We start from the raw sequence: 12,353 nt of genomic DNA on the forward strand, positions 1-12,353 counted from the left end.
CCTTTCTCGAGACAGTCAGTATTGCTGTCTCATTTCGAAGGGCAATCTATGTATACCAGATGCCACTGTCTATGCATGCCATTGCATGGCAGCATGCACCATCCCGCATTGCAGCATAATCATCCGTTAAAGAGGCCGATCCGGGCTAAAAATTGCCAAGCGGCTTGCGAAAGGGGCGGATCTGCCGCCAAGGAGCCCGGAAATCGCTTCGGGATGGTGGTTCCACCTAGCGGGGATTGGCGACTTTTCGGGGTGCGCTAGACCGCGCTGCAGCATTCAGGTCTTGGCAGGGCAGGTCAAAGCCGTTAGTGGTCTGCCCCCTTCCAACCAACCGTCAGAGTGGTTCATGTCGAGCGCCTCGGCCGCCGTCTCGATCGGCATCGATTTTGGGACCAGCAATACGGTCGTCGCCCTCGCGGCGGACGACCGCCGGGTCGAGGCCATCCGCTTCGACCATGGCGGACACCGGCACAGCGTCTTCGTGTCGGCCCTGTGCTTCTGGGAGGACCGGCCGGGAGCCGGCGCCCAGGCCGAGGGCGGCCCGTGGGCGATCGAGCAGTTCCTTGAAGGCCGCCACGTCTACCGCTTCCTCCAGTCGTTCAAGACCTTCGCTGCGAGCAGCAGCTTCAACACCACGCAGGTGTTCCGGCAGCGCTACAAATTCGAGGATATTCTGACGGCGTTCCTGCGAACGCTGGCGCGCCACGGCGGGGACAGGTTCGGCTTCGAGACGTCAACCATTACGGTCGGCCGCCCGGTGCGCTTCGCCGGTGGCAATCCCGACGAGGCGCTGGCGATGCAGCGCTATCGGGCCGCGTTCGAACGCCTGGGCGCCGGCCACGCGCGCTATGTCTACGAGCCCGTGGGCGCCGCGTTCTCCTTCGCCCGCCGGCTGGAGCGCGACGCCACCGTCCTGGTTGCGGATTTCGGCGGCGGCACCAGCGATTTCTCCGTGATGCGTTTCTCGCGCGTGGGCGGTGCCTTGCGCGCCGAACCGCTTGGACACGCCGGCATCGGCATCGCGGGCGACACGTTCGACTACCGCATCGTCGACCACGTCGTCTCGCCGCGGCTGGGCAAGGGGTCGAGCTTCCGCTCGTTCGACAAGGTGCTGCCGATCCCCACCGGCCACTACACCAACCTCGCCCGCTGGCATCAGCTCGCGATGATGAAGAGCAACGGCGATCTCCGCGAGCTCCGGGAGCTTGCGCGCACCGCGCTGAAGCCTGGTCTGCTCGAGGACTTCATCACCATCGTCGATCTCGACCTCGGCTTCTCGCTGTACCGCGCGGTGTCCGACGCCAAGGTGGCGCTGTCGGCGCAGGATCAGGTGGAATTCCGCTTCAAAGGCGGCGGGGTCGATATCGGCTCGACCATCACGCGGAAGAATTTCGACGCCTGGATCGCCGACGACATCGCCAGATTGGGCGCCACCGTCGACAAGGTGCTGGGCGAGGCCGGCATCACCGCGCGCGAGGTGGAAAAGGTGTTTTTGACCGGCGGGACCTCGTTCGTGCCGGCGGTGCGAAAGCTGTTTGCCGACCGGTTCGGCAACGAGCGGCTGATGTCGGGCGACCAGTTCGAGTCGATCGCCTACGGCCTCGCGCTGATCGGACACAGCCCCGATCCGGATCGATGGACCGCAAGCGGTGGGATTACGCCGAAGGCGGGCGCGTAGCCCAGCAATAGCCGCCATGGCTTGGCTGCTCGCAATGACGACGGAGAGAGCTGTCATCAGTGCCGTAGGGTGGGCAAAGGCGCGGAGCGCCGTGCCCACCATCTTTCCGAGGTTGAGAGAGCATCGGTGGGCACGCTGCGCTTTGCCCACCCTACGATACTGATGTCGCCGCTACTGGTTGATCTCGGGCTCGACGAGCCGTGCCAGATTGCGCAGCGATTCCTGCCAGCCGAGATAGCAGGCCTCGGGCGGGATGAGGTCAGGGATGCCGGCCTGGGTGATGTCAACCTCGGTGCCGACCGAGACCTTCTTCAGCGTCACGGTCACCTGGATTTCGCCGGGCAGATTGGGGTCGTCGAATTTGTCGGTGTAGCGGAGACGTTCGCCCGCGACGAGCTCGAGATATTCGCCGCCGAAGGCGTGGCTGTTGCCCGTCGTGAAATTCCGGAACGACATCTTGAACGTGCCCCCGACCTTGGGCTCGAGGTGATGGACGGTGCAGGTAAAGCCGTTCGGCGGAAGCCATTTCGCCAGCGTATCCGCCTCGAGGAAGGCGCGATAGACTTTCTCCGGACTGGTCGAGAGAACGCGGTGCAGACGTACAGTGCTGGGCATGTTCCTTCATCCTCTTGCATTGATGGGCCCGACCTTGGCGTCTACGGCCCATTCATGTCTCAAGGACGACCGGGATGCCGCCGATCCGACATGGCATTGCAGATAAACGGGGGCCGCCGAAACCGGCGGCCCTTGATGTTGTCTTTGATGTTGTTCTGGATCGGGTTGCCGCTCACCGCGTCCAGTCTTCACCTGCGCACAACGTTCCCATGCAGCCCCGGACGTTGAGATTGCCCGAAGGCAGCAAGGTGACGGTGCTCGCATAGGTCTTTCCGTCGTCGGCATTGTAGATCCTGCCCGACCATTGATTGGCGCCGGCCGCCTGCATGTCGATGAACAGGGAGATGCCGACGATCTTCCGGCCGCGCAATGCGGGATCGGCGTTATGGTCGTCGAGCTGCGCCTTGCCCGTCTTCTTGTCGATCGGCTCCTTCAGCCAGACGACCCGGCCGCATAGCGCATTGCCGCAACGGCTCACCTTGATCCTCGCGTCGCCCGACTGTGTCAGCCAGACGCCGGCGGGACCGCCGGCCGTTGCGGCTTCGGCGTTTCCAAGCGGGGAGATGGACAACAGCGCTGCGAGCAGGTGCCGGACGAGGGTGGAACGCATGGGGGCTCCATATTGGATAAATTGTCATGAAATATTTCATGATAAACGATCAATATATCGCGCTTAAGGTTGAGTCAATTGTGCGGAACATGCATATTGGGGGGATGGCAAGGGGCCTTGGATCTGCGGAGTGCCTGGACATGATTGCGGTGGGGACATCGGTACGCGAGGCCCGGCAGCGCTGGTTTCGACGTCTCGATCTTGCGTTCTGGGCGATCTGGGCGGCCCTGCCGGTGGTGGTGTGGCTCGCCTATCGCGCGAACACCACGGCCTCTGCCTCGATCGCGGCGAGCCTTGGTCCCGAGCAGGCGAAATGCGCAACCCTTGTCGCCAGTCCGCTGGAGATGTCGCGCCACGGCCAGCTGTTGTTCTGGACCTTATTTGCGCTTCAGCTCTCGTTCTTCGCGGTGTTGATCGGCATCCTTCACCGCATGGTGCATCGATTCGCGCGCGGCCGGATCTTCGTATCCGAGACCCTTCAGGGAGTGTGGTGGATGGGGATCATTCTGGTGATCTGGCCGTTCATTGACCTGATCACCAGCAATGCGGTGGCTTATGCCTTGCATGAGATCGGCGATATCAAGTTCTTCCTGCCGTCGTACAACGTGGACATCGGCACGATCGCCGGCGGGGTGTTCCTGATGGCGCTGAAATTCGTCATCGAGCATGCCATTCTGCTGCAGTCCGAAAACGAACTGACGATCTGAGGTGAATGCTTGTGCCGATCGTCGTGAACCTCGATGTCATGCTTGCGAAGCGGAAGCGCCGCCTCGGTGACCTCGCCGACGCAATCGGCATTTCCATCCAGAACCTGTCGATCCTGAAGACGGGCAAGGCGAGGGCGATGCGCTTCTCGACCTTGGCCGCGATCTGCCGCGAGCTCGATTGTCAGCCCGGAGACATCCTCGAATATGTCGCGGGCGAGGAGGGCAGCGATGAGGGTGCAGGCGAGGGGAGCTGAACTCACACCTGGGGGCCTTGTCCCCTTCGTGCTTCACGCGAGAACCTGAAACATATCCCCCATGTGCAACGGTTGGCCGTTTGCGCGCTCAATCGAATCGAGTTCGCCCGGCGCGAGATCTACCTCGCGGCCGGCCGGACGACCGATCCGTCAGATCGTTGCCACATCTTGCGGCGTCATCGTGAAGGCGAGCCGGTAACGGCCGATCGTCGGATCGTCCTGCGCGCCCAGAGTGCCAAGCGCCGCCGGCGAAAGTCGGTCGGCGGTCACCTGCTCGATCGCGTCGGCATCGTAACCCGACAACAGCATGATCCAATCGGCGGCCCCGTCCTTGCCGCGGATCTGCTGCTTGGTGGTGGGCGAGCTGGTCCGCGGCGTGTCGGTCAGGAGGAGGTGGGCGCCGGTCAGTCCAGGCATCTGCGCCAATGTGCCGAGCATCTCCGAGAGATGTGTCTGCAACTCTGCCTCGCGCCCGGCCTCCGGCGAAAGCCGGATGGTGGCGAGCGCGGTCGCGACGCCGCCGCCAAAGCTGGCGGCGACGCGGCACTGGCTGCGGATCATGCCGAGATGGTGCGGCATCATCTTGGTCGACCATGGCGTCGGCGCGTTGAGCCGGTCGAGATATCCCTTCGACGTGAGCACCTCGTACCGCTCCAGCTCGTACAGCACGAAGAAGCCTTCAGCGTCCGTCGTGCTGGTCCAGCGCGATCCGCGCCGGAAGCCGGGAATGCTCATCCGCTCGGGAAAATGTTCGTGGGAATGCCAGTCGCCGAACTCCGCGCGCTGCTCGGGGCGGACGCCCCACCACATCGCGACGGCGGCCCGACCAAGCAGTGACATGCTGACCTCCCTGTTTCCAGCACTTTGCCTTGACGCCGACGCCGGGAGCAAGTCGTTCACGCTTCCAGTCCGACCCCGTATTGTCGGGTGCGATCTGCTATCTCAGCGCGGCGGAGGCGGCACGTGTGGCGCTTGGCAGCCTTTCGGTACCCACAGTCCATTGGCTGGAGGGAGAGTGGTGCGGTCCTTCCGAGAGCAGCTTGTTGGTGGCGTACGGTGAGCGCTCGGTAGCGGGGCATCGTGTCGACGCTCACGAGGCTAACACAGCGTCGATTTCGACGCGACGCTCTCAGCGCCAGCCTTCATCGCGCGGGTGCAAAATCGTGACCCGGCAGGGAACGCGTCCTATTCAGAGTGGCCCTTCGGCTTGGCCTCGCGGGCCAATCGCTCCGCTTTCAGCCGTTCGCGATTCTCGTTGAAGGAGTGCTGATCCTTCGCATAGTCATTCATCGGCTTCTGCGTTTTGACAGGCTTGAACGCCTTGTTGGCTTCACGCCTGGCTCGATCCGAGGATTGATCTCTCAACATTTCGACCTCGTTTTGATCAACAAGCTGTGACTGAACAAGTGCTGGCCGACGCCTCCCACCCGCAAACGCTGTGCGTGGGCTTGCTACCTTTCGGGGCGAGAAGAAGGCCAATTCTGCAGCGTTGCGCAGATGCTTTTGCGATGTGTTTCAGTTACTCGCCTTGGCGGCTGCGTTGCTCGTACGTCGGGATAGCACGCCGGCTGAGACAACAACGGCACGCCGCCGCTTATGTTCCAAGGACCCTGCGGACTGGCGCCAGCTTTGCGATAATGCGATTGTCCCGCCGCAAGGTCAGGAGATGTATAATGCTCGATGTGAACGACGGGGAGACAATCCCCGCAAAGGAAAGGCCGCAAAGGTCTCAAAGATGGACGGTTGAAGATGCATGGGCGACTTACCAGCTTCCCTTCAACGATCTGCTCTTCCGTTCACAATCCGTACATCGGGAGCATTTTGACCCAAATCGCGTGCAGTTGAGCCGGCTGCTGAACATCAAGACGGGTGGTTGTCCGGAAGACTGCGGTTACTGCAGCCAGTCGTCGCATCATGCGACCGCCCTTGCAGCCTCCAAGTTGATGGAGGTCGGGAAGATCGTTGCCGAGGCACGCAAGGCAAAAGAGAGCGGCGCGACGCGTTATTGCATGGGGGCGGCCTGGCGCAATCCGAAGCCGCGCGACATGGATGCCATTGTCGAGGTCGTCGGAGCCGTGAAGGAGCTCGGGCTCGAGACCTGCATGACGCTCGGCATGCTCGATCGGGATCAGGCCGACCGGCTGAGTGCAGCCGGGCTTGATTACTACAATCACAATATCGATACCTCGGAGCGCTACTATCCGAGCGTTATCTCCACCCGCACGTTCGCCGATCGTCTCGATACGCTGGAGCATGTCCGCGAGGCCGGCATGAAAGTGTGCTGCGGCGGAATTCTCGGCATGGGTGAGAGCGAACAGGACCGCGTCGACATGCTGGTTACACTCGCCAACCTCCCGGAAGCGCCGGAGAGCGTGCCGATCAACATGCTGATCCCGATTCCGGGAACGCCGATGGCGAAGGCGACGCCGATAGGTCCGATCGAGTTCGTGCGCATTGTCGCGCTGGCGCGTATCATGATGCCGGCCTCTTTCGTGCGACTCTCGGCGGGGCGGTCGGCGATGACCGACGAGATGCAGGCGCTGTGCTTCTTTGCCGGTGCAAACTCGATCTTTGTCGGCGATACGCTGTTGACGGCGGGCAATCCGCAGGACGAAGCCGATCGAAAGTTGTTCCGCCGGCTCGGACTTGAAGCGCTCTGAAGCGTGATCCCTCTGGAAAGCCACTGTGCGCTTTCCGGATTAGAGCGTTTTCGAGCGAAGTGGATGCCGGTTCGCGTCAAGAAAACGCGTCAAAACAAGAATCTAGAGCCCCGTTCCGATTCCGTCGGAACGGGAAAGGCTCTAGCCAACGCCAGACAAAGGAAGGCCGCCGAAATCGGCGGCCCTACGTCTTCTCTGATAGTCCCGCTTACTCGGCAGCCTGCTTCCGCGGCGGGGCGAGAGAGGTCCGTTATGCGGGAGCCGGAACCGCCGGACCCTTCACCAGCGCAAAGGCTGCAGCGGCCAAAAGGCAGAGCACCCCGGCGAGAAGAAACGCCGGCACATAAGTCCCTAGCGTATCTCTGCTGACGCCCGCGGCAAATGCCATCAGGCCAACGCCGAGCTGGTGGGCGGCAAAAATCCAGCCGAAGACCACCAGCCCCATCTCCCGCCCAAACGTACCGACCGTCAACTTCACCGTAGGCGGAACAGTCGCGATGAAATCCAGGCCGTAGAGTATCGCGAACGCGCTCATCGCTCCCAACGTCGCGTTAGACTCCACGAGCCAGATCAACGCAAGTCCACGAAAGCCGTAATAGATCGCCAGCAGCCATCGGTTGTCGTAGCGGTCGGACAGCCATCCCGATCCGATCGTACCGATCAGATCGAACACCCCGATCATGGCGAGCAAACCTGCCGATGTCACGACCGGAAAGCCGAGATCGCCGCAGAATGGCACGAAGTGTGTCGATGTCAGCCCGTAGCTGGATACACCGCAGATGAGGAACGTCAGCGCCAGCACCCAGAACACCAGACGGGTTGATGCCAGGCGCAGGCCCCGGAAACTGATTGCCGCAAAGTTCTGCGCAGGAATTGCGGGCACCGGCGGCATCGCCGTCTCTCCGAGTGGCGCCAGCCCCAATTCCTGGGGGCGGTCCTTCCCGAGCAGCAGAAAGAGGACGAGCGAGACGAGAAGACCGAATCCGGACGGAACAAGCGCGACGCGCCAGCCCCAATTCTCGGCGATCCATGCGCCCAGCGGCATGAAGATCAAAGTGCCGGTTGCGATTGATCCGTTCAGGAGGCCGACCACCAATCCCCGATGGGTCGTGAACCAGCGTACCGAGATGACCGCGGCAAGTTGCAGGGCCGTGAGCCCCGGCGCGATGCCGAGAATAAGCCCGAGGCCGAGCCACATTTCGAACCGGTTCGTCATGACGATCGTCAGCAGCAGTCCGGCCAGCGCCAGCGTTCCGGCGATCGACAGCATGATCCGCGGACCGTAGCGGAGCATCAAGCCGCCGGCGAACGGCGCCGCCAGTCCGAACAGCGCGAAGCGAAGTCCTTGCGATGCAGACAACTCGCTCATGCTGACGCCGATGTCAGAAGCGATCTCCCGCATCAGGACGCTGGGCACGCCGAGCGCCGAGCTTGCAAACAGCGAATAGAGAAATCCCAGTGCAGCCATCACCCAGCCGTAATGGATGTTTCGCGCTGCCGCACGCCGTGCGATGAATTCAGCAAGCATGGCCAAATCCCTTCGATGAAATGAATTCTCTGAAAAAGCCGAAGGCTATGCCGGAGCTCGCCGCCGAAACCGGCGGCTTTTTGTCTCGAGATAATCACCTCGATCGTGCTGCGAAGCGCTCGTCGCCGCGCAAAACATTCACTTTTCGGATGATGGCATAATACCCCTGTTTTGCCCGACGCGTCAAAGGCATTTCGTTAAATGCGAAATTCTTTCGTGGCCAAGGGGTTAGCTACTGTGCATGGGGTTGTTCTTTCAGTTTTTAGTTTAAGCCTGCACCCCAATGGCACTCTCATGCAAAAAGGGCCGCCTCAGTGGGCGGCCCTTTCGTCTCACTCAATGCGGTGTCACGCTTACTCAGCGGCCTGCTTCTGCGGCGGATCGAGCGCGCCGGACTTGTGGATGTCGGCGACCTGGTGGTCGCTGAAGCCGAGCACCGAGCGCAGGATCTCGTCGGTGTGCTCGCCGAGCAGCGGGGAGCGCTCCACCTCGCTCGGAGAATCCGACAGCTTGATCGGGTTGCCGACCGAGATGTACTTGCCGCGGGTGGGATGATCGACCTCGACCACGGTGCCGGTGGCGCGCAGCGACTGATCCTCGGCGATTTCCTTCATCGACAGGATCGGGCCGCAGGGGATGTCGTCCTTGTTGAGGATCTCCATCGCCTCGAATTTCGTCTTCGTCATCGTCCACTGTTCGATGCGGGCGAAGATTTCATTCAGGCGCGGCAGGCGGACGGCCGGCTTGGCGTAGTTCGGATCGGTCTTCCAGGTGGGCTCGCCGATCACGTCGCAGATCTTCTCCCAGACCGGGGCCTGGGTGATGAAGTAGATGTAGGCGTTGGGATCGGTCTCCCAGCCCTTGCACTTCAGGATGCGGCCGGGCTGGCCACCGCCGGAATCGTTGCCGGCGCGCGGCACGGCGTCGCCGAACGGAATGCCTTCGCCGAACTGGCTGTATTCCTTGAGCGGACCATGTGCGAGGCGCTGCTGGTCGCGCAGCTTGACGCGGGCGAGGTTGAGCACGCCGTCCTGCATCGCCGCAGTGACCTTCTGGCCCTTGCCCGAATGCGTGCGCTGATAGAGCGCCGTGACGATGCCGAGCGCCAGGTGCAGGCCGGTGCCGCTGTCGCCGATCTGCGCGCCGGTGACGAGCGGCAGGCCGTCGCGGAAGCCGGTGGTCGAGGCGGCGCCGCCGGTGCACTGCGCGACGTTCTCATAGACCTTGCAGTCTTCGTAGGGGCCAGGGCCAAAGCCCTTGATCGAGGCCACGATCATCTTCGGGTTGATTGCCTGGATCTTCTCCCAGGGGAAGCCCATGCGGTCGAGCACGCCGGGGCCGAAGTTTTCGACCAGCACGTCGCACTTCTTGATCAGCTCGGTGAGGACTTCCTTGCCCTTGGGGTTCTTGGTGTCGAGCGTGATCGAGCGCTTGTTGTGGTTGAGCATGGTGAAATACAGGCTGTCCACGTTCGGGATGTCCTGCAGCTGGCCGCGGGTGATGTCACCCACGCCCGGACGTTCCACCTTGATCACGTCCGCGCCGAACCATGCCAGCAGCTGCGTGCAGGTCGGCCCGGACTGGACGTGGGTGAAGTCGAGAATGCGAACGCCCTTGAGCGCTTTGGTCATCGTATTGCTCCTGTTACCACTTTTGTTTCGTCATGCCCGCGAAGGCGGGCATCCAGTATTCGCCGTCGTTTCAGTTGGGGTCAGTGCTCGCCACCAATATGGTCCGGCGATTACAGGACTCCCCGCCTGTGCGGGGAGTGACCCGGCGGGTGCTTACTTCTTCTTCTGCAGAACGCTCTGCGGATTGAGGTTGCCGATGCGGCCGCTCTCCGAGCCCGCGGCCGGATCGATCACCGCGTTGATGAGCGTCGGCTTGCCCGAGGCCATCGCCTCGTTGACGGCGCGCTTGAGCTCGTCGGGCGAGGTGGCATTCACGCCGACGCCGCCGAAGGCTTCCATCATCTTGTCGTAGCGCGCACCCTTGACGAACACGGTCGTCGCGGGATCGGCGTTGACGCTGTTGACGTCGGTGCCGCGATAGATGCCGTCATTGTTGAAGATAACGACGCAGATCGGAAGGTTGTAGCGGCAGATGGTCTCGACCTCCATGCCGGAGAAGCCGAAGGCCGAGTCGCCTTCCACCGCCAGCACGGGGTGACCGGTCTCGAGTGCGGCCGCGATCGCCTGGCCCATGCCGATGCCCATCACGCCCCAGGTGCCGACGTCGAGGCGCTTGCGCGGCCTGTACATGTCGATGACGCCGCGGGCGAGGTCGAGCGTGTTGGCGCCCTCGTTGACGAGGATCGCCTCGGGATGGTCCTTGATCACGTTCTTCAGCACGCCGAGCGCGCCGTGATAGTCCATCGGCGATTTGTTGTTCATGAGCTTCGGCGCCATCTTGGCGACGTTCTCTTCGCGCTTGGACGAGATCGCCTTGGTCCATTCGGCGGGCGGGGCGGTCCAGCCCGAAGCCATGGCCTGGTTGAACGCCGAGACGACCGAGCCGATGTCGCCGACGACGGGCGCGACGATCTCGACGTTGGAGTCCATTTCCCTGGGCTCGATGTCGACCTGGATGAACTTCTTGGGCGTTTCGCCCCAGCTCTTGCCCTTGCCGTGCGAGAGCAGCCAGTTCAGCCGGGCGCCGATCAGCAGCACGACGTCGGATTCTTTCAGCACCGTGGAGCGCGCGGCGCCGGCGCATTGCGGATGCGTGTCGGGGAGGAGGCCCTTGGCCATGCTCATCGGCAGGAACGGCACGCCGCTCTTCTCGACGAACGACTTGATCTCCTCATCGGCCTGCGCGTAGGCCGCGCCCTTGCCGAGGATGATCAGCGGACGCTTCGCCGCCTTGAGCACGTCGAGCGCGCGCTTGATCGAAGCGGGCGAGGGGATCTGCGCGGGCGCGGCGTCGATCACCTTGACCAGCGACTTCTGGCCGGCATCGGCGTTCATCACCTGGCCGAACAGCTTTGCCGGCAGGTCGAGATAGACGCCGCCCGGACGGCCCGAGACCGCGGCGCGGATGGCGCGGGCGAGACCGATGCCGATGTCCTGGGCGTGCAGCACGCGATAGGCCGCCTTGCACAGCGGCTTGGCAATCGCGAGCTGGTCCATCTCTTCGTAGTCGCCCTGCTGGAGGTCGACGATCTCGCGCTCGGAGGAGCCCGAGATCAGGATCATCGGGTAGCAGTTGGTGGTGGCGTGCGCGAGCGCCGTGAGACCGTTGAGGAAGCCGGGCGCCGACACCGTGAGGCAGACGCCGGGCTTCTTGGTGAGGTAGCCGGCAATGCCTGCGGCGTAGCCGGCATTCTGCTCGTGGCGGAAGGAGATCACGCGAATGCCTTCGGCCTGCGCCATGCGGCCCAAATCCGTGATCGGGATGCCCGGCACATTATAGATGGTGTTGATGCCGTTCAGCTTGAGCGCGTCGATGACGAGATGAAAACCATCCGTCAGTTCCTGCTCGGTGCCCGGTGCTTCGGACTTGGTCGCGGTATTCAGCATGGGCCTTGTCTCCCTGGTCTCATATGCCGTTTTAGGCTTCGCGGGCGAATGGCTCGCCCTTCTGGTGAACGTTGCTAGGTGAACAGTTCCTGACCGTGCGCTTCGACGTAAGCGGCAAGGCCAAGGGTGTGGTCGCGGGCGCGCTTCTCGGCGAGCTCGGTGTCGCGCGCTTCAAGTGCTTCGATCATGGCAAGATGCTCGGGCAGCGAAGTCGCGGTGCGATCCTTGCGTCCGATGGTGAGTTGGCGGTAACCGCGCACGTGCAGCAAGAGGTCGTTGGTGAGATCGACCAGCACCGGCGATTCCGACAGCGAGATCAGCGCCTGGTGGAAGGCGATGTTGGCGCGCGAATATTCCTCGACGTGATCCTCGGGCAGGCGGTCCTTGCCGAAATCCTTGAAGTAGTCGCGCAGCGCCGTGATGTCTTTCTTGCGTGCGGTCGTGGTGATCAGGCGGGCCGCCATGCTCTCCAGCGCCGCCCAGGCGCGGATCATGTCGACGATCTCGCTCTTGGTCCTGCGCACCACCATGATGCCGCGGCGCGGAACCGTCTTCACGAAGCCGTCCTGCTCGAGCATCGCGATGGCTTCGCGGATCGGGGTGCGGCTGACACCCAGGCGTTCGGACAGCGCGCGCTCGTCGAGCATCACCGGCTCGGGCGTCGAGTAGATGTCCATCTTGAGGATGGCTTCCTTCAAGGCGTCATACGCCTTGTTCTTGAAGCTGCTCTCCGGGGCAATACGAACGATTGCGATATCTGCCTCGGTCATGTTCGGCAACGCC

Annotated in this window: 12 protein-coding genes; 4 read left to right on the forward strand and 8 right to left on the reverse strand. The window is 62.7% G+C overall.

All coding sequences use genetic code 11. The annotated features are described in order from the left end of the window. Positions 1-346 precede the first annotated feature (346 nt). Positions 347-1,678, forward strand: coding sequence for an Hsp70 family protein (locus tag AB7008_RS18220; RefSeq protein WP_041955657.1), 1,332 nt, complete (start codon positions 347-349; stop codon positions 1,676-1,678). 171 nt (positions 1,679-1,849) lie between these two features. On the opposite strand, the gene AB7008_RS18225 is transcribed toward AB7008_RS18220, so the two are convergent. Continuing rightward, positions 1,850-2,293, reverse strand: a complete 444-nt coding sequence (locus tag AB7008_RS18225) for an SRPBCC family protein (RefSeq protein WP_441259196.1) — start codon at positions 2,291-2,293, stop codon at positions 1,850-1,852. A 172-nt stretch (positions 2,294-2,465) separates the two neighbouring features. Then, a complete protein-coding gene (locus AB7008_RS18230) occupies positions 2,466-2,903 on the reverse strand; it encodes a DUF2147 domain-containing protein (RefSeq protein ID WP_304493493.1) in 438 nt (145 codons plus the stop codon). A gap of 26 nt (positions 2,904-2,929) precedes the next feature. Between AB7008_RS18230 and AB7008_RS18235 the strand changes: the two genes are divergently transcribed. Both AB7008_RS18235 and AB7008_RS18240 read left to right on the forward strand, forming a co-directional pair. After that, a complete protein-coding gene (locus AB7008_RS18235; RefSeq protein ID WP_441259197.1) occupies positions 2,930-3,610 on the forward strand; it encodes a DUF2975 domain-containing protein in 681 nt (226 codons plus the stop codon). Between the two features lie 11 nt (positions 3,611-3,621). Further along, positions 3,622-3,864: a helix-turn-helix domain-containing protein gene (locus AB7008_RS18240; RefSeq protein WP_304494157.1), complete on the forward strand. Its 243-nt coding sequence runs from the start codon at positions 3,622-3,624 to the stop codon at positions 3,862-3,864. Positions 3,865-4,014: 150 nt separating this feature from the next. Here the strand turns inward: AB7008_RS18240 and AB7008_RS18245 are convergent, their stop codons facing one another. Together AB7008_RS18245 and AB7008_RS18250 are read right to left on the reverse strand one after the other, a co-directional pair. Further along, positions 4,015-4,704, reverse strand: coding sequence for a hypothetical protein (locus tag AB7008_RS18245; protein WP_441259198.1), 690 nt, complete (start codon positions 4,702-4,704; stop codon positions 4,015-4,017). 345 nt (positions 4,705-5,049) lie between these two features. Continuing rightward, entirely contained in the window at positions 5,050-5,232 is a 183-nt protein-coding gene (locus AB7008_RS18250; protein WP_014496662.1) for a hypothetical protein, read from the reverse strand. 305 nt (positions 5,233-5,537) lie between these two features. Between AB7008_RS18250 and bioB the strand changes: the two genes are divergently transcribed. Continuing rightward, the gene (gene bioB, locus AB7008_RS18255) at positions 5,538-6,524 is read left to right on the forward strand and encodes a biotin synthase BioB (RefSeq protein ID WP_041955654.1); all 987 of its coding nucleotides are present in this window, start codon (positions 5,538-5,540) and stop codon (positions 6,522-6,524) included. A gap of 250 nt (positions 6,525-6,774) precedes the next feature. Here bioB and AB7008_RS18260 read toward each other — a convergent pair whose 3' ends face one another. The 4 genes from AB7008_RS18260 to AB7008_RS18275 all read right to left on the reverse strand — a co-directional run bounded on the left by AB7008_RS18260 (position 6,775) and on the right by AB7008_RS18275 (position 12,340). After that, positions 6,775-8,052 (reverse strand): MFS transporter, encoded by a 1,278-nt coding sequence (locus AB7008_RS18260; protein WP_304493496.1) that lies wholly within the window; start codon positions 8,050-8,052, stop codon positions 6,775-6,777. 353 nt (positions 8,053-8,405) lie between these two features. Next, positions 8,406-9,683, reverse strand: coding sequence for a formyl-CoA transferase (frc, locus tag AB7008_RS18265; RefSeq protein WP_014496660.1), 1,278 nt, complete (start codon positions 9,681-9,683; stop codon positions 8,406-8,408). Positions 9,684-9,836: 153 nt separating this feature from the next. Further along, positions 9,837-11,570 carry an oxalyl-CoA decarboxylase gene (gene oxc / locus AB7008_RS18270; protein WP_304493497.1) on the reverse strand — a complete coding sequence of 578 codons (1,734 nt, stop codon included), beginning with the start codon at positions 11,568-11,570 and terminating at the stop codon, positions 9,837-9,839. Between the two features lie 74 nt (positions 11,571-11,644). Beyond that, positions 11,645-12,340, reverse strand: a complete 696-nt coding sequence (locus AB7008_RS18275) for a GntR family transcriptional regulator (protein ID WP_162136472.1) — start codon at positions 12,338-12,340, stop codon at positions 11,645-11,647. Positions 12,341-12,353: the final 13 nt, after the last annotated feature.

The organism is Bradyrhizobium sp. 521_C7_N1_3 (genome assembly GCF_052075975.1).
Lineage (GTDB): Bacteria > Pseudomonadota > Alphaproteobacteria > Rhizobiales > Xanthobacteraceae > Bradyrhizobium > Bradyrhizobium japonicum.

Coding starts and splice junctions, on each gene's coding strand:
- AB7008_RS18220 (WP_041955657.1), top strand. CDS start 347: ATGTCGAGCGCCTCGGCCGCCGTCTCGATCGGCATCGATTTTGGGACC.
- AB7008_RS18225 (WP_441259196.1), bottom strand. CDS start 2,293: ATGCCCAGCACTGTACGTCTGCACCGCGTTCTCTCGACCAGTCCGGAG.
- AB7008_RS18230 (WP_304493493.1), bottom strand. CDS start 2,903: ATGCGTTCCACCCTCGTCCGGCACCTGCTCGCAGCGCTGTTGTCCATC.
- AB7008_RS18235 (WP_441259197.1), top strand. CDS start 2,930: ATGAAATATTTCATGATAAACGATCAATATATCGCGCTTAAGGTTGAG.
- AB7008_RS18245 (WP_441259198.1), bottom strand. CDS start 4,704: ATGTCACTGCTTGGTCGGGCCGCCGTCGCGATGTGGTGGGGCGTCCGC.
- AB7008_RS18250 (WP_014496662.1), bottom strand. CDS start 5,232: ATGTTGAGAGATCAATCCTCGGATCGAGCCAGGCGTGAAGCCAACAAG.
- bioB (WP_041955654.1), top strand. CDS start 5,538: ATGCTCGATGTGAACGACGGGGAGACAATCCCCGCAAAGGAAAGGCCG.
- AB7008_RS18260 (WP_304493496.1), bottom strand. CDS start 8,052: ATGCTTGCTGAATTCATCGCACGGCGTGCGGCAGCGCGAAACATCCAT.
- frc (WP_014496660.1), bottom strand. CDS start 9,683: ATGACCAAAGCGCTCAAGGGCGTTCGCATTCTCGACTTCACCCACGTC.
- oxc (WP_304493497.1), bottom strand. CDS start 11,570: ATGCTGAATACCGCGACCAAGTCCGAAGCACCGGGCACCGAGCAGGAA.
- AB7008_RS18275 (WP_162136472.1), bottom strand. CDS start 12,340: ATGACCGAGGCAGATATCGCAATCGTTCGTATTGCCCCGGAGAGCAGC.